This is a genomic window from Natronolimnobius baerhuensis (genome assembly GCF_002177135.1).
Taxonomy (GTDB): Archaea; Halobacteriota; Halobacteria; order Halobacteriales; family Natrialbaceae; genus Natronolimnobius; species Natronolimnobius baerhuensis.
The window spans coordinates 33,824-52,408 of the sequence record NZ_MWPH01000002.1; the positions used below are offsets into that span (position 1 = coordinate 33,824).

At 59.8% G+C, this 18,585-nt stretch carries 17 protein-coding genes; 13 read left to right on the forward strand and 4 right to left on the reverse strand.

Going from position 1 to position 18,585, the window contains the following annotated elements; genetic code table 11:
- The first annotated feature begins 58 nt into the window (after window positions 1–58).
- From B2G88_RS06395 to B2G88_RS06410, 4 genes are all read left to right on the forward strand, one after another.
- On the forward strand, window positions 59–460 hold the full coding sequence (locus B2G88_RS06395) for an acyl-CoA thioesterase (RefSeq protein WP_054862504.1): 402 nt from the start codon (window positions 59–61) through the stop codon (window positions 458–460).
- Window positions 461–823: 363 nt separating this feature from the next.
- Window positions 824–1,591 (forward strand): IclR family transcriptional regulator, encoded by a 768-nt coding sequence (locus B2G88_RS06400; protein ID WP_087714321.1) that lies wholly within the window; start codon window positions 824–826, stop codon window positions 1,589–1,591.
- A 96-nt stretch (window positions 1,592–1,687) separates the two neighbouring features.
- Window positions 1,688–3,076 (forward strand): CoA-binding protein, encoded by a 1,389-nt coding sequence (locus B2G88_RS06405; RefSeq protein ID WP_087714322.1) that lies wholly within the window; start codon window positions 1,688–1,690, stop codon window positions 3,074–3,076.
- Window positions 3,069–3,770 carry an acetate--CoA ligase family protein gene (locus B2G88_RS06410; protein WP_087714323.1) on the forward strand — a complete coding sequence of 234 codons (702 nt, stop codon included), beginning with the start codon at window positions 3,069–3,071 and terminating at the stop codon, window positions 3,768–3,770. Before B2G88_RS06405 ends, B2G88_RS06410 begins: the two co-directional genes overlap by 8 nt.
- Window positions 3,771–3,910: 140 nt before the next feature.
- On the opposite strand, the gene B2G88_RS06415 is transcribed toward B2G88_RS06410, so the two are convergent.
- Window positions 3,911–4,786, reverse strand: coding sequence for a fumarylacetoacetate hydrolase family protein (locus tag B2G88_RS06415; protein ID WP_054862505.1), 876 nt, complete (start codon window positions 4,784–4,786; stop codon window positions 3,911–3,913).
- A gap of 171 nt (window positions 4,787–4,957) precedes the next feature.
- On the opposite strand from B2G88_RS06415, the gene B2G88_RS06420 reads away from it, so the two are divergent.
- The 8 genes from B2G88_RS06420 (at window position 4,958) to B2G88_RS06455 (ending at window position 13,752) form a co-directional block, all read left to right on the forward strand.
- Entirely contained in the window at window positions 4,958–6,037 is a 1,080-nt protein-coding gene (locus tag B2G88_RS06420; RefSeq protein WP_087714324.1) for a cupin domain-containing protein, read from the forward strand.
- A 109-nt stretch (window positions 6,038–6,146) separates the two neighbouring features.
- The gene (locus tag B2G88_RS06425; RefSeq protein ID WP_054862506.1) at window positions 6,147–6,332 is read left to right on the forward strand and encodes a hypothetical protein; all 186 of its coding nucleotides are present in this window, start codon (window positions 6,147–6,149) and stop codon (window positions 6,330–6,332) included.
- A gap of 64 nt (window positions 6,333–6,396) precedes the next feature.
- Complete coding sequence (locus B2G88_RS06430) at window positions 6,397–6,720, forward strand: hypothetical protein (RefSeq protein ID WP_054862507.1); 324 nt, start codon at window positions 6,397–6,399, stop codon at window positions 6,718–6,720.
- Between the two features lie 168 nt (window positions 6,721–6,888).
- Window positions 6,889–8,214, forward strand: a complete 1,326-nt coding sequence (locus B2G88_RS06435; RefSeq protein ID WP_087714325.1) for a methyl-accepting chemotaxis protein — start codon at window positions 6,889–6,891, stop codon at window positions 8,212–8,214.
- A gap of 250 nt (window positions 8,215–8,464) precedes the next feature.
- Complete coding sequence (locus tag B2G88_RS06440; RefSeq protein ID WP_087714326.1) at window positions 8,465–10,414, forward strand: 3-hydroxyacyl-CoA dehydrogenase/enoyl-CoA hydratase family protein; 1,950 nt, start codon at window positions 8,465–8,467, stop codon at window positions 10,412–10,414.
- A gap of 1 nt (window position 10,415) precedes the next feature.
- On the forward strand, window positions 10,416–11,612 hold the full coding sequence (locus tag B2G88_RS06445) for a thiolase C-terminal domain-containing protein (protein ID WP_087714327.1): 1,197 nt from the start codon (window positions 10,416–10,418) through the stop codon (window positions 11,610–11,612).
- A 5-nt stretch (window positions 11,613–11,617) separates the two neighbouring features.
- On the forward strand, window positions 11,618–12,133 hold the full coding sequence (locus B2G88_RS06450) for a Zn-ribbon domain-containing OB-fold protein (protein ID WP_054862535.1): 516 nt from the start codon (window positions 11,618–11,620) through the stop codon (window positions 12,131–12,133).
- Window positions 12,130–13,752, forward strand: coding sequence for a long-chain fatty acid--CoA ligase (locus B2G88_RS06455; protein WP_054862508.1), 1,623 nt, complete (start codon window positions 12,130–12,132; stop codon window positions 13,750–13,752). Before B2G88_RS06450 ends, B2G88_RS06455 begins: the two co-directional genes overlap by 4 nt.
- A gap of 118 nt (window positions 13,753–13,870) precedes the next feature.
- Here the strand turns inward: B2G88_RS06455 and B2G88_RS06460 are convergent, their stop codons facing one another.
- The 3 genes from B2G88_RS06460 to B2G88_RS06470 form a co-directional block, all read right to left on the reverse strand.
- The gene (locus tag B2G88_RS06460; RefSeq protein ID WP_054862509.1) at window positions 13,871–14,935 is read right to left on the reverse strand and encodes an alpha/beta hydrolase; all 1,065 of its coding nucleotides are present in this window, start codon (window positions 14,933–14,935) and stop codon (window positions 13,871–13,873) included.
- A 183-nt stretch (window positions 14,936–15,118) separates the two neighbouring features.
- Window positions 15,119–15,976, reverse strand: a complete 858-nt coding sequence (locus B2G88_RS06465) for a branched-chain amino acid ABC transporter permease (protein WP_054862510.1) — start codon at window positions 15,974–15,976, stop codon at window positions 15,119–15,121.
- Between the two features lie 3 nt (window positions 15,977–15,979).
- Complete coding sequence (locus B2G88_RS06470; RefSeq protein WP_176393190.1) at window positions 15,980–17,227, reverse strand: ABC transporter substrate-binding protein; 1,248 nt, start codon at window positions 17,225–17,227, stop codon at window positions 15,980–15,982.
- 298 nt (window positions 17,228–17,525) lie between these two features.
- Here B2G88_RS06470 and B2G88_RS06475 point away from each other — a divergent pair, with 298 nt between their 5' ends.
- Window positions 17,526–18,581 carry a branched-chain amino acid ABC transporter permease gene (locus tag B2G88_RS06475; RefSeq protein ID WP_087714329.1) on the forward strand — a complete coding sequence of 352 codons (1,056 nt, stop codon included), beginning with the start codon at window positions 17,526–17,528 and terminating at the stop codon, window positions 18,579–18,581.
- Window positions 18,582–18,585 lie beyond the last annotated feature (4 nt).

Here is an 18,585-nt window from a genome sequence, read left to right on the forward strand (position 1 = left end):
AGTACAGGTACGTGTTCGGGGGTAGCCTTATTTTAGTTCGGCGGAGACGGTCCTACAGATGAGTTACACACGAACATGGACAGTTCGGTTCTCGGATACGGATCCGTTCGGTATCGCCCACTATCCGCGGATGATAGACGCAATTCACGAGACCTCCGATATGTTCATGGAGGATATTGGCTGGTCCTTCTGGGAGTTGACCGAGGAACACGAGATTGGGTTACCACTCGTCTCGATGGACTTCGATTTCGAACGGCAGGTACGCGGTGGCGATCAGGTCCAGATCGAACTGACGACCGATATTGGCACCTCGAGTGTTCAGTTCGTCTATACTGGCACCCACAATGGGTCTGTCGTGTTTACCGGCACGGAGCACCGGGTCTGCGTTCCTGTTGGCGGCGATCACAGTGTCCCAGTTCCGGACGAGTTACGCGCTGCGCTGAAATCGGCCGCGGAATAAGACCCGTTCTTCCGCCTCAACCCGTCCGATTGTCTTTGTAACCGCTCCTGGCTAGTTCTGACTCGTGAGAGAAGAGACCTGTACAAAGTGCTGAGTTAGTTACTGCGTTCGCCAATAGAGAACGTATTGTGAGACAATAACACGGGTAGTCGTCCAGATTTTACTACAGTACTTGTGTAAACGGCCTCGCATCGGATTTCCCGCCTATCAGCTGAAAATCACCATCTCAGACCTGTGTAGCAGAGGTTTCTGATAGCCAATCCAGTTGTGTTTCATGAGAGCGAACGTCACTCTGTACATCCCCGTATCATATCAGTATTTTTTCGGAAGTGATTATGTAATCGGAGATAAACCATATTTATCATGAAGGAGCGCGCGGCCGATGGACGGGCCATCAAATCGAACGAAACGCTGTTCGCTATCGTCGAAACACTCACAGAAACCGGCGGTGCGGGCGTCACCGAACTCGCGGAACGGCTCGACCTCGCCAAGAGTACAGTCCACAAGCATCTGGTCAGTCTCGAGCGACGACGATACGTCGTCAACGACGGGCACCAGTACCGCCTCGGCTTGCAATTTTTCAACACGGGCGTCGCCGTTCGCAACCAGTACGATGTCTACCACGCGGCGAAAGACCGTATCGAACGCCTGGCAGCCGAGACAGACGAGGCCGTCTGGCTGATCGTCCACGAAAACGGTCGTGGGATCTTCCTCTACGGCGTCTCGCACAATGACTCGTTCTCGTTCGATTCGACGATCGGGACGTGGGTACCGCTCCACGCCAACTCGGCCGGAAAAGCCATCCTGGCCCACCTCCCCGAACAGGAGGTCGTCGAGATCATCGAGCGCCACGGCTTGCCAGCACAAACCGAAAACACGATCACCGACGACGAGACGCTGTTAGACGAACTCGAGGCCACTCGCGAGCGAGGGTACGCGATGAACTTCCAGGAGGACATGCGTGGCCTCCATGCGATTGCGACGCCCGTAATCGAGGACGGGAGACCGGTTGCAGCGGTCACGATTGCTGGCGCGGCCAACCGACTCACTGAGGAACGGATCGACGCAGAACTGTGTGAGCCACTCTTCGAAGCAGTCGACGACATCGAACTGCGACTCGTCTACGGCTGATCGGACTCGAGGAGGGAACGAGACAATCACGAGACGGAATGAGACGGCGCGTTTACGGGGAAAATGCTTTCACCCAGTTACGACAACACCACTGGTATGACTGCGACAAGTCTGTTCGACCCCAGCGGTATCGCCGTCGTCGGGGCGTCGAAGACAGAAGGAAAGATCGGCTACGAGGCAATGCAAAATACAGCTGCGTTCGACGGACCGGTGTATCCAGTCAACCCGTCGACGTCAGGGACCGTCTGTGGCCGGCAGTTCGTCTCATCAGTGACCGAAATCGACGGTGACTGTGACCTGGCGCTGCTGTGTGTCCCGGCCCAGGTCGTCCCTGACGTGATCGAAGAGTGTGGCGACGCCGATATCGGTGCGGCCGTCGTCTTCGCCGGCGGCTTCGCAGAGGCCGGTCCCGATGGAGAACAGTTACAGGACCGACTCGAGGCGGCCGCAGCCGAGGGCGACGTGTCGGTACTCGGACCCAACACGAGCGGCTTTCTGGTCCCCTCGGCGGAGTTGTATGCGACCTTCGCGACCGATGTCGAGTACGTCCCGCCGGGAAACGTTGCAATCGTTGCCCAGAGCGGTGGACTCGCCTACTCGCTGGCGTTCCACGCGGAGAACGAGGGCCGGGGTGTCTCCGCGATGGTCGGTCTCGGCAACCGTGCGACCGTCAGCTTCGAGGAGGCACTCGAGTACTTCGATTCCGATTCGGAGACTGACGCCATCATGATACACGTCGAGGGGACCGACGACGCCCGCGGGCTGCTCGAGACCTGCCGGGCCATCGAGACACCGGTCGTCGCCTACAACGTCGGCGAACAGGACGTCGGCGACTTCGCCGAATCGCACACGGGCGCGTTGACCGGCTCCTACGAGCTATACGAGGCCGGCTTCGCCCAGTACGGCGTCCCAACAGTCCGATCCGTGTCCGAACTGCTCGACGCTGGAACGGCGCTTGCCACCTGTCCGGAACCCGACGGCCCGAACGTTGGCGTCGTTACCGCCCAGGCCGGTCCGGGAATCGCCATCACAGATCGCCTGAAGCGAACCGGAGCGACGCTTCCCTCGCTCTCTGCAGCGACCCAAGACGTCGTCGAGGAGATCCTCCCAGGGATTACCTTCTCCGCAAACCCAGTCGACACCGGCCGGCCGATGCCCGAGTTCGGCGACGTCGTCTCGGCTGTCGCACGTGACGACAACATCGACATCGTCCTCGTCTACGAGCTGTACGAAGCCGCGCTCGGCTATCCCACCGACGCACTCGAGGAACTCGTTACGACGGTCGACAAACCCATCGTCTTCGGGACGGCCGGCCCGAAGTCGGTGATCGACGACGAGGTCGCCGAACTCGAGGCCCTCGGCGTGCCCACGTATCGAACACCCGAGCGGGCTGCCGACGCCATCGGAGCACTCGTCCAGTATGCAAAGCGAAACTGCCAGCCAGACGCGATGGGCGCAGACGAGGAGGTGACAGCCGATGACTGACGCAGACCCAATCGAAGCGACGCTTGCGGACGGGCAAACGACGCTAACAGAGGGCGACGCCAAACGGCTGCTCGCCGATTGCGGCCTCTCCTCGCCCGATGGCGAACTCGTCCAGTCGGCAGAGGCTGCCGTCGACGCAGCCAACCGGTTAGGGTATCCCGTCGTCGCGAAGGTCTCCGCACCGACGGTCCAGCACAAAAGCGAGTGGGCCGATGGGGCCGGCGTCGCCGTCGGACTCGAGGACGCCGATGCAGTCCGTGAGGCCGCCGACCGCATCCTCGCGGCTGCCGACGACCGCGACGTTGCGGCCGGCGTCTACGTCGAAGCGGGTGTCGACCTCGAGGCCGGCCTCGAGGTGATCGTCGGCGGAACCCGCGATCCGTCGTTCGGTCCAACCGTCCTCGTCGGGCTGGGTGGCGTCGCCGTCGAACTGGTACAGGACACGAGCCACCGCATCGCACCGATTTCGACCGCCGAGGCGCTCGAAATGACGCACGACCTCGAGGCATCGCCCCTGTTCGACGGCTACCGCGGATCGCCGGCGGTTGACCGGGAGGCAGTCGCCGAGGCCATCGTCGCGGTCGGCGACCTGCTCGTTGACCGGGAGTCGATCACCGAGGTGGAGGTCAATCCGCTACTCGTGCGTGCTGACGATGCGGTTGCGCTCGACGCGCTCGTGACACTCGAGGACTGACTGTCGTTGGTTTTGTCGCTGCTGAAAACGAAGTTCGATGCCGTAGCGGCCGTCTTTCATACGGTTTGCTGTAGTCACTTACCGCCGGTCACCGACTCTGCCCCTGGTGATCGGCGGGACAGGGGAGACAGCAATCCGTATCACTCGTCCTGTTGGCTCTTCTGGACGTTGACGTCTTCGAAGGCAACGTCGCGTTCGGAGACATCGACGGTCATCGCGCCAACGCTCTCGATTTCGGCGTCGATGGTGTCGCCGCCGGAGAGTGCGCTGACGCCTTCCGGCGTTCCGGTGGTGATGACGTCGCCGGCTTCGATGGTCGCGCCGATTGAGGCGTACTCGACGACGTCGGCACAGCTGTAGATCATCCCGCCTGTGTTTTGTTGCTGTTTGGTCTCGCCGTTGAGTTGCAGTTCCATCTCGAGGTCGTGTGGGTCACCGACCTCGTCGGGGGTGGCGACACAGGGGCCGATGATGGTGAACGTGTCGTAGGATTTGCGGTTCGAGCGGTCCTGATCACCACGAACGGAGACGTCGAGGAGGATCGTGTAGCCAAGGACGGCGTCCCAGACGTCGTCGGCGTCGATGTCCTTGACGTCCTCGGCCATCACGAACGCGAGTTCGATCTCGTGGTCGACGCGGCGGTCGGTAAAGGGGAGTTCGATGCCATCTGCGGGGCCGGCGACGCTCGAGGGTGCTTTGAGGAAGTAGCCCTTGTCCTCGATGGTGAACCACTCGTCGGTGACGATGTCTGTGTCCGCGAGGGCTTCCTCGACGTGGTTCTCGTAGTTCAGCGGCGCGGCGATCACCTTGCCCGGTCGGCGAACGGGCGACTCGATGCGAACCTCGTCGCGGTCGTAATCGGGGTCGGCGTCTGCATACTCGCTCGCATCCAGTCCCTTCCGAGCGTACTCCTTCAGCGGATCTGCTGTCTCGAGGCCAAGTCGATCAGTGACGTCTACGATGCCATCGTCGGTCAGCAGACCTAGTCGGTCGTCGTCGAATCTGACGAATCGCATACTACATGCACTGCGAGCCGGCTACATAAATCATCCTCTCTCGGCGATGATCGTGCCGACTGATGGGTGCAGTCTCACTGCATCAGCCATCGTTCGTGGGCCGAGAGCGCCTGTTCCGGGGGTGTGGGTCCCTCCAACACACTTATAGTATCGTTTGCCGAACACCCATGCATGGTACAGGAAGAGCCCGAGGACCTGCTAGAGCTAAGCGACGACACCCAATCCCTGCTCGAGCAGAACGACCTCCGTCCGCTCTGGGAAGTAGAAGACGACATGGGAACACTCATCGGCGATCTCGAGCCGGATATCTGGAAGTGGGAAGATATCCAGGCCGCCATCGATGGTATCGAAAGCGACGTTCCAATCGCCGATCTGCCGCCGGGATTTCAGCGACGTGTTGCGGTTCCGATCAACGCCAAACACGCGATCTCAAACACGATCTATATCGGCGTCCAGACGGTCTCACCTGGGGAGACCGCACCGTCGCACCGACATGCCGCCAGCGCCCTTCGCTTTACAATCGATGGCCACGAGGACATGAAAACGGTCGTCGCCGGCGAAGAGTTCCCGATGAGGGACAACGACCTCGTGACGACGCCCCAATGGGAGTGGCACGACCATATCAACGACGGCGACGAGACTGCGGCATGGCTCGATGTCCTCGACCTGCCGCTGTTTCTCGACACCCTGAACAACTCCCACGTCTTCGAGAACCACGAACTCGAGCGCCAGCCGGTCACGAAAACTCAGGGCTACTGGGACTCCCAGTACGGGCGCGGTCGTCCGGCCGGCGAGGAGTCGGACGGCTCGATTCCTGGCCCGTTCGAAGGGAACAGAGAGCCGACGCCGCCCTACCGCTTCGGTTGGAACGAGATGGAAGAGACGCTGCGCCAGCGTGCAGATAACGACGAGCCGGATCCACACGACGGGTACAGCCTCGCGTACGTCAACCCCGCTACCGGCGAGGCACCCCTGTTCCCGACGATGTCGTTCCGCGCCCAACTGCTGAACGACGGGCCGACCGACCCGCACTTCCACAACGCCACCGAGGTCTACTTCGTCATCGAGGGTGAGGGCGTAACACACGTTGATGGCGAGGCCCTCGAGTGGGGTCAGTGGGACATCTTTGTCGTGCCGCCGGACGCACCACACCACCACGAGCCGGACGACGAGGCGATCTTGCTTGGTATGACCGACGAGCCGATCCTCCGGTCGATGAACTTCTACGCCGAGGCCGCCATCGACAAGTAGGCAGCTCATTTCGCACCCACATCGGCTGTTGTGTCGAATTGCGACGAATCGACGCTTTCGGCGTGCCTTGTGGGTAATACTCTTATAGACAGTTCCCAAACGTGTACGTATGGCTGAGTTCGACAATCCATACGTCGACGAGGACCCGTTTGTCAGAGCCCACTTTGACTGTCTGGACTGCGGTGGCAAGCTCTGGGAGTACGCGATTCAGGGACAGATGGTCTGTGAAGACTGCCGAAGCGTCTTCCCGTCGGAGCACGTGTTTGACGCCCAGATCAGCCACCCCGCAGACTGACGGGCCGCCGCGATCAGTTCATGAAATGGCATGGATTTACGTACTCTCACCCACGATTGATCGTATGGTACTCGAAACGGATCTTGAGGAGACAGCAGCGAAGCAAGACGACCTTCCAAACGCCGAGGACGTATATGATCGGAACGAGGAGATTCCCCTTACAGATGTCTTCGATGACGACTTCGTCGCCAAACGGACCGAGTTCAAGAGCTTCGACGAACTGGTCGCGGCCAGTCCTGACGATGTTGGTTCAGCGGCTGAACTCGAGACAGTCACAGACGGAGAGTGGGACGAGTTCGTCGCCGAGCGAACCGAGTTCGCAGACGAGGAGGAGTTGGTGATGGCCGCTCGTGACCACTGGGTGGCGAAGAAATTGGAACTCGCCTGATGTGGTCAGTCACACACAGTCGTACTGGAACGTTTTGACTGGCACTCCCGACGTGACAGGAGCTTTCGCCGACCCGTGTCGATGTGGAGGGCGTACACCCAGCGGTTCCAGCCGTTCTCGGGAGCGCTGCCGTTAGATACTTAGTACCCGTCTGGAAACAGGGTGTACATGGCTACCACTCCCCTCATTGATACTGAGGAGTTCGTCGATGACGCCGAATTCGACGAGGTCGAACGCCTCGAGTACGAACGGGATCTCTGGCGCGGGCTCTTCGACCAACTGGTTGATGAGTTTCCGGAACCGGCATTTGTCGTCGATGACGGCGGCAGCATTACACACTGGAACGACAAGCACGAACCACTGACTGGCATCACTGCTGACGAGACGCTCGGAGAGAACGCGATTGATGTCCTTGGGACCGAGGGCGTCGAAGAAACCCTTGCAGAGAAGATCGTCCGGACAGAGACGGAGATTCGTGAGGACCACATCCGTTCGGGCGGTCCTGACGACGATAGATGGCACCTCCGTGCCGCTGGGTCGCCGCTACGAACGCCTACCGGCGAGGTCGTTGGCGCGTTCGAGTACGTAAGCGTCGTCACGGAACTCGTCGAGCAGCGCAAGGAAGTCAAGCGCGTTCAGGAGGGGATCAGCGAGACGATCAACGAGGCCGTCGAGGACCTTCTCGTGGCAACCGAAACGAACGCCGAGACGAACGACGAACTCGAGGCGCTCGTCGATCAGCAGGTCGGGAGCCTCGAGTCGGTTCAGATGCAGATGGAATCGCTGTCGGCAACTGTTGAGGAGGTCGCCGCCAGTGCTGAGGAAGTCAGTGGCCAAAGCGCCACAGCTGCGGAACTGGCGGACGAATCGAAGCAAGCGACCGACGAGATCGTCACCTCGGTTGATGACGTTCGGGACGCGGCGGATACGCTCGCCACGACCAGTCGCACACTCGAGGAGCGAATCGAGGAGATCGACACCATCGTCGACGTGATCGACGGGATCGCCGACGAGACAAATCTACTGGCGCTCAACGCCAACATCCAGGCTGCACAGGTTGGCAGTGGAGCGGAAGGGTTCAGAGTCGTCGCCAACGAGGTGAAAGCACTCGCAGACCAGTCAAAGGAGGAGGTCGAGACTATCGAACAGATCGTCGACGAAGTGCGCTCGCACACGACGGAAACAATCGAGAACGTTGAGACAACACTCGAGCACGTCGATAGAGCGATTGAGCACGCCGAGACCGTTAACAACAAACAGTCCGAGATCAAGACCGCCATCGACGAGGCCACGACAGGAAGCGAGGAGATTGCCGATGCGACCGACGAACAGGCCGCGACAGCCGAGGAAGTCGCAACGATGCTCAGCAATAGCGTCGAGGGGAGCCAGAACATCGCAGGCGAGATCCAGACGCTCGCCGAAACCAACAGCGAACAGGCCGAGAAGGTACGAAACGTTCGCCGCGAAGTGCAGGAACTCGAGTCAGAACTGTAATTGCTTGGACGACGGGATGCTTTCCCTTGGTCGACGATGCTTTTGCGTTCGGTGTGTGGCACGCAACTCGGAGCGATGCACTGACTGTCCGTTTCTCTCGTCGTCAAATCTTCCATCCTCTATCTCTGTCGAACGGTTCGTAACCCGCTTTCAAGTCGGAAGCAAATCATGAAATCATGGATGTTGGAACCCGCACGCACGCGTGCGTTCTTCCAAAGATATATGTGACACAATAACGGATAATTTCGTGATGAAGGTTGACACAGTGCAACGAGTAGCAGTCCTTGGAGCCGGCAGTATGGGCCACGGTATCGCGGAGGTTGCCGCGATTGGTGGCTACGATGTGACAATGCGGGACATCGAAGAAGAGTTCGTCCAAGACGGCTACGACGACATCAAATGGAGCCTCGAGAAGCTCGAAGAGAAGGGCCGGATCGACGAGTCCGCTGCGACAGTCCTCGAGCGCATCGACACGACGACGGACCTCGCTGACGCCGTCGCAGACGCTGACCTCGTGATCGAAGCCGTTCCCGAACAACTCGAGATCAAAGAAGACACCTTCTCGACGGTCGACGAGCACGCGCCCGAGGACGCGATTCTGGCGTCGAACACCTCGAGTCTCTCGATTTCGGACATTGCAGCGGCGACCGACCGTCCGAAACAGGTCGTCGGGATGCACTTCTTCAATCCACCGGTGAAGATGGATCTCGTCGAAGTGACCTATGGTGAAGCGACGACAGACGAGACGGCCGAACTCGCCTACGAGTGGGCCGAGTCGGTCGACAAGCGCCCGATCTATGTCCGCAAGGACGTCCACGGTTTCGTCGTCAACACGGTTCTCGTCCCATTCATGGAGGAGGCGGCCTGGATGCTCTCAAACGACGAGACAACAGTCCAGGAAGCCGATGCAGCGATGGTTTACGAGCGAGGCTATCCGATGGGGCCGTTCGAGCTCAACGACTTCGGCGGGATCGATATCGCCTACCACTTCCGCGATGAGTCCGGCCAACCCGTCCCCCCAGCTATCGAGGAGAAAGTCGAGACCGACGACCTCGGCCGAAAGAGTGGCAGCGGGTTCTATGACTATGCGGACGACGGCGACGGAACCGACTACCAGCCTGAGGACGCGGGCAACTACGATACCCTTCGCACGGAAGCGGTGATGATCAACAAGGCCGCCTGGCTCGTCGGCAACGACGTCGCCACGCCCGAGGAGATCGATATCGGGCTCCGGCTCGGCGGCAGCTTCCCCGAGGGGATGTGCCGACGCGGCGACCGCATCGGCCTGGACGTCGTCCTCGAGAAACTCGAGTCGCTGTACGAAGAGTACGGGACCGAGCGCTACGAACCAGCCGACTATCTCGTCGAACTCGTCGAGGAGGGCTGGACCGGTGAGAGCGCCGGGAAGGGCTTCTTCGACTACCGGGTCGATCCGCCCACTCATTACATCAACTGGGAACTCGACGACGATGGGGTCCTCACGATTGAACTCGACCGCCAAGAGCGGATGAACTCGATGTCGGACGACATGTTCATGGAAGTCGACCGACTCCTGAAGAACGTTGACGACGAGGAGGTCTCCTGTGTCGTCTTCGAAGGGGCCGGCCGGGCGTTTAGCTCCGGGGCAGATATCACTGGTTTCACCGCTGACGATCCAGCCGAGATCATGGATGTCGATGAGATGTTCCAGACCGTCTACGAGTTCGACCGGCCGACGGTCGCGAAGATTCACGGCTTTTGTCTCGGTGCAGGCATCGAACTCGCACTTGCCTGTGACATTCGCGTCGCGACAGAGGATGCGACGATTGGAACGCCCGAGACGAACCTCGGTGTGATCCCCGGCGGTGGTGCGACCCAGCGACTCGTTCGCCTCATCGGCGAAGCCCGGACGAAAGAGATGGTCTACCGCGCCATGCAGTTCGACGGCGAGCAGGCCGAGGAGTGGGGCATCGTTAACCACGCCGTCCCGGCCACGGATCTCGAGGACACCGTCGACGACATCGTTGACGATCTGGTCTCGGGACCACCGGTTGCGCTCAAAGCCGCCAAACAGGTTATTCAAAACGGCCCGGAAGCCAGCCTCGAGACGGCACTGGCGATGGAGAAACAGGCGTTCGCGGTGCTGGCAACGACTGATGACATGCTCGAGGGCGTGACGGCGTTCCGAGAGGACCGCCGGCCGGAGTTCGAGGGTGAGTGAGATGGCGACAAATCGAAACGTTGCGATAGTTGGCGGCGGTCATGCGAATTGGGGTGAACGAGACGCGACCTGGAAGGATCTCGCACAGGAGGGCGGGAAGGCGACGTTCGACGCCGTCCCAGGTGTTGGCCCCGAGGACATCGAGGGGCTGTTCGTCGGCGCGGTGCAGCCCGAGCGGTTTGCCTACCAGTCACACGTCGCGCCGATGGTCGCCGAACTGCTCGGCATCGAGGTCACCGAAATGATCGCACGGACTGAACTGGCGTGTGCGAGCGGGCAGGCCGCACTACGATACGCCTGGCTGGCTATCGCCGCCGGACAACTGGATGTCGCGCTCGTTCTCGGCGTCGAGAAGATGAACCTCGGCCGTGACTACATGCCGGAGATGCAGGGATCGATGGCGAACGTGCTGGACCGCGAGTTCGACGGCGTCAACGGCCTGTCTGCACCGCCGTTTTTCGCCTGGTACGCCCAGCGACATATGCACGAGCACGGGACCACCCGGGAGCAGCTTTCCCAGGTCGCGGCGAAGAACAAGAGCAACGCCGCCAAGACCGACTTTGCGCACTTCCAGACGGAGATCGAGCCCGAGGACGTCCTCGAATCACCTGAAATCGCACCGCCGTTGCACCTCTATGACTGCAGCGGTATCACGGACGGCGCGGCGGGCGTAATCCTGATGAGCGAGGAGAAAGCCCGCGAGGTCACCGACACCCCAGCCTGGATCACAGGCAGCGGACAGTCGTCGATGGCGGGCAACTCGATCAACAACCTTCCCTCCTTTTCGGGCTGGCCGCAGGCTCGAAAAGCGTCACAGAACGCCTACGAGCAGGCCGGTATCGAGGACCCCCTCGAGGAGATCGATATCGCCGAGATACACGATTGCTTCTCGATCAGCGAGATCATCGAGTACGAGGAACTGGGTTTCGCCGAGCGCGGCGGGGGCGGACAGTTCATCGAGGACGGGCGCAGTCACCTCGACGGCGACGTCGCTGTCAACCCCCGCGGTGGGCTGCTTGGCTGTGGCCACCCACTGGGTGCAACAGGCATCTCGCAGGCCCTCGAGGTCACCCAGCAGTTCCAAGGAGAAGTATCGCAAGGCAGACACGTGGCAGATGCATCGACCGGCCTCATCCACAACTTAAGCGGGAGTGGCTCGGTCCATAGCGTCATGGTCTTAGACCGTGATCCACAATGACAAACATGACCGATTCAGACGGCGACAGGGGAACGCGTGATCGCGTCTCGATCCCCGAGGAGATCGAACTCCCACGACTCCTCGATTTCTACGAGCTACAGACCGCAGACCAGACGAAGATTCACGAGTTTTACGACAATCTCCGTGATGGACGGTTGACGACGACGGAATGTCGCGACTGCGAGGCGATTCACTACCCACCACGGATCGTCTGCCCGGAGTGTACGGGAGACAACCTCGAGTACGTCGACCTGCCTCATGAGGGAGAGCTATTTACCTTCTCTGAGGTCCGAGGTGGCCTCCCGATGGGGCTGAGCGAACACGATGTCCCGTTCGTCGTCGGCGTCGTCGACCTTGGCCCGGTGAAACTGTCGGCTCGGATCGACGACGCCTCCTACGCCGACCTCGAGATCGGCGATTCGGTCGAACTGAAGATCGTCGAGATTGACGGACCGACCGATCAGGAACGAGTATTCTACCGATTCACACCCCAAGACACGAACAACGGTGAACACGAATGAAAGCGTACGAACTCACGCTACAGATCATGCTCGAACGGGCCACGAACCTGTTCGGCCACAAGGAAATCGTCTCGGAAGAGCCCGACGGAACGACCCACCGGTATACGTACGACGACGCATACAACCGGATCAGCCAACTTGCCAACGCGCTAGACGACCTCGGCGTTGATCCAGGTTCACGTCTGTCGGTGATGGCGATCAACCACCACCGCCACTTCGAACTGTACTTCGGGCTCGCCTGTAGCGGACGGAGCATCCACATGACCAACCACATGCTCCCCGACGAACACCTCGTCGAGATCGTCAACGAGGCCGAGGACGAGATCGTCTTCGTCGACCCCGCGTTCGTCGACACCATCGAGAACGTCGCCGACCAGTTCGAAACCGTCGAGCAGTACGTGATCCTCGACGACGATGTCCCAGCAACCAGTCTCGAGCCGGTTATCGCCTACGAGGACCTACTCGAGGGCCAGGACACCGAGTACGATTGGCCAACGCTCGACGAGGACCGGGAGGCCGGCATCTGCTATACGTCCGGCACGACCGGGCTTCCGAAGGGGGCGTCGTACTCCCACCGGGATCTCTACCTCCACACCGTCACCCACAGTCACGTCGATGTCTTTGGGATCAGCGAGAACGATACCGTGATGCCCGTTGTCCCGATGTACCACGTCAACGCCTGGGGGTTGCCCTACACCGCGACGATGTGCGGTTCGAAACTCGTCTTGCCGGGGCCAAAGACCGGTGCCGAAGAAATCGCCGAACTCATCGACCGGGAGAACGTGACCGTTACTGCTGCGGTGACGACGGTCTGGCTCGAGATGGCCGAGTTCTACGACGAGCGCGACGATGTCGAACTCGAGAGCTTAGAGCGAGTCCTCATCGGCGGCACGTCGCCGCCGGAGTGGCTCATGGAGAAATTTGACAAGGAAATCGGCGCGCCGATCCAGCAGGGGTACGGCATGACCGAGGCCGCGCCCCACCTCGTCAACACGATGACCACCTCTGAAGTGCAGGAACTGTCCGAAAGCGAGCGCTACCAACAGCAGATGAAACCCGGTCTCCCCGCACCCGGCGTCCAGATCCGGCTCCGGGACCCGGACGGCAAGGCAGTCCCGCACGATGGTGAGTCGACCGGCGAGATCCAAGCGCGGTCGCCGTGGCTCATCGACGAATACTACGCCCGGCCCGATGCGACCAAACAGGCGTTTACCGACGACGGGTGGTTCAAGACTGGCGATGTCGGCGTGATCGACGGCTACGGCTACCTCGAGGTCGTCGACCGGCTCGACGACGTCATCAAGAGCGGCGGCGAGTGGATTTCCTCGCTGGAACTCGAGAACGAATTGATGGCTCACGACGCCGTTGAAGAGGCGACAGTGATCAACATCGAACACGAAAAGTGGGACGAGCGGCCAGTCGCCTACGTCGTCCAGCGTGAGGACGTCACCGAGGACGAACTGAAAGAACACCTCTTAGAGCGGTTCCCGAAGTGGTGGCTGCCGGACCAAATTGTCTTCATCGAGTCGATTCCGAAGACGACGACCGGCAAGTTCGACAAGAAGGTGCTGCGCGACGAGTTCGAGTCGGAGCACGGAAGGTTGCCAGTCGACCAGTAGTGTGAATAGGTGGCTGATCGACCCCTTTCACTCTCCATCTCAATTCGGTTCCGGTTCCTCGTGCACCCAGCGTCGTCGACGACTGCGTCACCGCTGACTCGTGGAACGCGCCCTCGTTCTATCGCAGGTTTCGCCGGAAGAATCGCTCCATATCGGAGAGGGACGCGAGCGGTCCCGTTTTCGTTCGTTCGCGTGGGCCACCAGTGGAGCAGCCGCCGTGAACAGTCCTGACGGTCGCCGTTGCGGGTGGCTTGCTGGTGAGTTCCGAGTAGAATTCGTCAGACGAGTGGCCGAGTGACTCGAGTGCGTAGTACGTCGTCTCGTGACAGCGCTCGCGAGCCGCCTCGAACATGCGTTCGCTCTGTCCGTCTCCAACAAGCTCGTCCCCAGTGCCGTGGTAGAGCAAGAGCGGTGGGTCGTCCGAATCGAGGTACTCAATGGGACTGGCGTATTTCCCGGCGTCCGGATTGTCTGCAATCGTTTCGCCGACGAGTTGCGACTCGGGCGAGTCCGCTTCTTCGTAGGGCATGTCACTTTCCGGCGGCGCAGTTTCGACCATCTTGTGGAGGGCCATGATCCCATACCACGACGCCGCGGCTTGGACATCGCTCGAGTACTCGGCGTACGGTCCGTCGCCTGCAAATTCTTCGACGTCGTTCGTGACGCCGGCCAGTGCAGCGAGGTGACCTCCAGCAGACGCGCCCCAGGTTCCGATGGCAGTCGGATCGAGGCCGTATTCGTCAGCGTGGGCTCGCAGCCACTGAATTGCGGCGTTGACGTCGTGAATCTGTGCTGGGAAGATCGCTTCCGAGATGAAACGGTACTCGATGCTGGCAACGGCAAACCCTGCTTTCGCAAACTGTTCGAACAGCTGTTGTTCTCCGTCCTTCGTTCCGAACATCCACATCCCGCCGTGCATGTACACGATTACGGGAACTGGATGGGGAGTTCGTTGTTCTGGGAGGTACAGATCAAGTCGAAGTTCGCCCTCGCTGTGGCTCTGGTGATCGACCGCCGGCCGTTCGACGTACGTGAGGTTCTGATAACGTTCAACCTCTCTCGCAGGAGTAGCCGGTTGGCTCGCTGCACTACCCGTTGACAGGACAATACTTGCTCCGGCGATACCGAGCCCTCGAAGAACTGCTCTCCGAGAGGTTCCGTTCCTCTCATCGATATTGGTCATCGTCTTCACATATGTTCGATGTTCCTCTTACACATATTCCTTGAGGACAGTCTCAGAATCAGCGACAGAGAATCGGGGAGGAGTATTCGGCGAAATGGTCGATGCCCCGTCATCGTCCGCGAAACACTGCTGACGACTGGTTCTCGTCTGTCACCTAAATCAAAGCAAAAACGGTGACCGCTCTCAACCGGGTAGCTCGCGACCGTAGAGTCCCGTTGGTTTGACCAGCAACACAATGATGATCACCAGTAGCGCCGTCATCCCGCTGAGTCGCGGCGAAACGGCGGAGATGGTAAACACCTCGAGGAAGCCGATGATGTACGCGGCGATGACGCTCCCGCGGATCGAGCCGATACCACCGAGGATGACGATAGCGAACGCCAGAACGAGCGGCGTCATCCCCATATCCCACGACGCGGCCCGGAACGATCCGTAGAGCACACCGGCGGAGCCGGCGAGGACGCCGGCCAGCGCCCACGTCAGGAGTGTGATGTTGTCGGTCTTGATCCCGACTAGCGCGGCACCCCGCTCGTTCATGCTGGTGGCGATAATCGCTTGGCCGGTCTTCGTGTAGTTGACGAAGCCGAAGAGGGCGCCGATGAACACCCACGAGAGGACGAATATCAACAGGTTGTTGTACAGGAACGAGACGCCGGCGATTGACGTCGTACCGCCCAGTAACGATGGAACCGATCTCGGTTCGGAGCCGATAATCGCGAGGAAGCTGTATTCGACGACGAACCACGCCAACAGCGTGAGGATCAACACGTTCACCGGATTATCGATGTGTCGGACGAACACCCGGTACAAGACGACGTGGAAGAGCGCTCCCGTGACGGTCGCCGCCGCTAGTCCAACCCAGACACCGCCGCCGAGACCGGCGACGTACCAGGCGGTAAACGCTCCAATCGTGATCGTCCCGCCGTGTGCCAGGTTTGCCTGACCGGCGACGCCGAAGATGAGCGTGAACCCCATCGCGATAAGGGCGTACAACGATCCGAGGACGATCGTATTCGCACCGATGCTAACGATGTCAACCATATATTAGAACCACGGCGGCTCTTGGTAGTCCGCAGTGGCCAACCCGTCGGGATGGATGACTTCCTGGATGCCCTCTCCATCCTGTTCTTGCCACTGGAAGTTGATTCGCTGGAGGTAGCCCTCGCCAAACCGTGCGTCGTGTGGGAACTCGTGGTCTTGGTCGTTGAACTCGATTACACCGCGTGTGCCCTCATAGGACGCCTCAGCCAGTGCCGGAACGATGTCCTCAGCATCCGTCGTGTCCTCCTGTTCGACGACTTCGGCCCACATCATGAGGCCGTCGTACGTCGCGTACGAGAAGGCGTCGTTCGGGTAGACATCGAACTCGTCGTTGTATCGTTCCGCGAAGTCAGCTGTCTGATCGGTGAGGTCAGCAGTGTGAACCGCGGGCGCATTACTAATCGCAAACTCGTTATCCCCATCGAACGACTCGTAGGACCCCGGGTCGATGATCTGTGAAATCTGGCCGCACATCGCGAACTCACGTTCCTCTTCTCGCCACTGGATCATCGCCGGCCCGGCAGTGTGAGCCTGTGCCATGACGACGGCGTCTGCGTCCTCGCTCTCGATGTTGTCGAACAGCGGCGTGAAGTTCTCCGTATCGGATGGATATCGTTGGTTGTACACGACCTCGAGGCCAGCGTCCTCGATCATATCAGGAAGGTCGTTCGAGAATGACTGCGTCCACTCGTATTCCTCGGCGAGGATGGCGATTCGTTCCCAGTCCTCTTCGTCTTGCATGTGTCCAGCGAGGTCTGTGATCGATTCGATCCAGTGGGTGGCGTTCCCGTACGGGCGGAACTGATACTTGTACTGCTCGTAGTCGTCTGCGAGCATTTCAGCAATTGTCGGTGAGGTGTGACCGCCGCTCATGTGAATCGTTTGGTGGTCGGCGATATCGGACATGAGACCGGTCATCACCTCCGTCTGGAACACGCCAGCAGTGATGTCGACGTTGTCGTCGGTGACGAACTCCAGATAGCGATCACTGGCAGTCGAGGCCGACCCTTGTGTGTTCGAGACGAGCAATTCGACATCCTCGCCGAGGATGCCGCCATCGTCGTTGAGGTCGGAAACAGCCAGTTCAGCAGCCTGCTCCTGCGCGGTCCCCTGTGGTGCGCTGCCCGGCTCGAATGCCAAGAGGCCGATTGTGATACTGTCACTGCCGCCGTTGTCTGATCCCCCAATACACCCCGCGAGCGAGACGGTCGCACCCGCCCCCGCGAGTCCGACAAACTGCCGTCTACTCATTCGTCTTACACTATCGGTGCTGTGCACGCGATTACCACGCATATGAAGTGAGTATTTCTAATAGCAGATAAAATTATTGATGATCAATTGCCAGTAATCCGCTGACAGTGATTGCGATATCTCAGTTCAAATGGTATACAGCCGCTTTAGATGGTCTCTCACAGTAGATTTTAGGAGGGGCACTGGTATGGAACCCGACGCTTCGGCTGTTACTAATACAGATGCACCGTGTGCGTAGACCGGGAGAAAAATATATGGAGGTGGGTTTGGACGTATACGGTAGAAGGCAAGTGATTACATGACACGGGTAGACCTCGAACCACGATATCTCGTCGGCATCGCATGCGTCATTGGGTTGCTTTCAGCGCCCCTGCTCATGCCGATACTCACACTCAGACAGCTCACCGCAGCGTTGTTTCTTGGCATGTTCGCGATGAGTTGGGACTACGTCTCCGGGTACACGGGACAGCTGAGTTTCGGTCACAGCATGTTCTTTGGGATCGGCGGCTATACTGCGGCAGTCCTCAACCTCGAACTCGGCATCAGTCCGCTACTGGGGATTTTGATCGGAACAATCGCAGCTGGGATCGCGGGGATCATCGTCGGCTACCCGGCGCTTCGCCTCAAGGGGCCGTATCTGGGGCTTATTACGTTGATCGCGCCAATCGTGCTCGTTCAAATCGTTAATATCTTCCCTGGTACCCTCGGTGGTGATGCCGGGCTCCCGAGTCCGGCGGGACTGATTCCAGTCGACGATACCATCGCTGTCCTCTCGACGATTGGGTTCGAGACGTCGTTTGAACACCAGACGGTCGTCTACTACTATGTCGCGCTCTTCCTGTTTCTGGCCATCTACGCGCTCTTCTACGTGTTCACACGCTCGTATATCGGCTCGATCTTCACAGCGATCCGCGAGGATGAGGACGCGGTCCGATCCTCCGGGATCAACGTTGCGAAGTTCAAGGTGTTCGCGTTTACGATGAGTGGCACCATCGGTGGACTCGCTGGAGCCGCGTTCGTCCACACACCCGTCGGCGAGCCTAGCGTCGGTGAACTGCTCTATATCGTCGTCAGTATCGAAGTCGTTATCGTCAGCATCCTCGGTGGAATGGGGACGATCACCGGCCCCGCAGTGGCGGGCATCGCCTACTACTTCGTCCGAGACGCACTCCAGACCAGCAGTCTGACGATTCCGCTGCTTGACGTCACGGTCGGACATATCTCGATGGTCCTGTTTTTCAGCCTCGCACTGCTGATTCTGTTCTTCCTGCCGAAGGGGATCCTTCCATGGCTCGAGGACCTGAGCCACGAACTCGCCGAACGACGAACCGACCAAACTGAGCCAACCTCTTGACACA

Coding starts and splice junctions, on each gene's coding strand:
- B2G88_RS06395 (WP_054862504.1), top strand. CDS start 59: ATGAGTTACACACGAACATGGACAGTTCGGTTCTCGGATACGGATCCG.
- B2G88_RS06400 (WP_087714321.1), top strand. CDS start 824: ATGAAGGAGCGCGCGGCCGATGGACGGGCCATCAAATCGAACGAAACG.
- B2G88_RS06405 (WP_087714322.1), top strand. CDS start 1,688: ATGACTGCGACAAGTCTGTTCGACCCCAGCGGTATCGCCGTCGTCGGG.
- B2G88_RS06410 (WP_087714323.1), top strand. CDS start 3,069: ATGACTGACGCAGACCCAATCGAAGCGACGCTTGCGGACGGGCAAACG.
- B2G88_RS06415 (WP_054862505.1), bottom strand. CDS start 4,786: ATGCGATTCGTCAGATTCGACGACGACCGACTAGGTCTGCTGACCGAC.
- B2G88_RS06420 (WP_087714324.1), top strand. CDS start 4,958: ATGGTACAGGAAGAGCCCGAGGACCTGCTAGAGCTAAGCGACGACACC.
- B2G88_RS06425 (WP_054862506.1), top strand. CDS start 6,147: ATGGCTGAGTTCGACAATCCATACGTCGACGAGGACCCGTTTGTCAGA.
- B2G88_RS06430 (WP_054862507.1), top strand. CDS start 6,397: ATGGTACTCGAAACGGATCTTGAGGAGACAGCAGCGAAGCAAGACGAC.
- B2G88_RS06435 (WP_087714325.1), top strand. CDS start 6,889: ATGGCTACCACTCCCCTCATTGATACTGAGGAGTTCGTCGATGACGCC.
- B2G88_RS06440 (WP_087714326.1), top strand. CDS start 8,465: ATGAAGGTTGACACAGTGCAACGAGTAGCAGTCCTTGGAGCCGGCAGT.
- B2G88_RS06445 (WP_087714327.1), top strand. CDS start 10,416: ATGGCGACAAATCGAAACGTTGCGATAGTTGGCGGCGGTCATGCGAAT.
- B2G88_RS06450 (WP_054862535.1), top strand. CDS start 11,618: ATGACCGATTCAGACGGCGACAGGGGAACGCGTGATCGCGTCTCGATC.
- B2G88_RS06455 (WP_054862508.1), top strand. CDS start 12,130: ATGAAAGCGTACGAACTCACGCTACAGATCATGCTCGAACGGGCCACG.
- B2G88_RS06460 (WP_054862509.1), bottom strand. CDS start 14,935: ATGACCAATATCGATGAGAGGAACGGAACCTCTCGGAGAGCAGTTCTT.
- B2G88_RS06465 (WP_054862510.1), bottom strand. CDS start 15,976: ATGGTTGACATCGTTAGCATCGGTGCGAATACGATCGTCCTCGGATCG.
- B2G88_RS06470 (WP_176393190.1), bottom strand. CDS start 17,227: ATGAGTAGACGGCAGTTTGTCGGACTCGCGGGGGCGGGTGCGACCGTC.
- B2G88_RS06475 (WP_087714329.1), top strand. CDS start 17,526: ATGACACGGGTAGACCTCGAACCACGATATCTCGTCGGCATCGCATGC.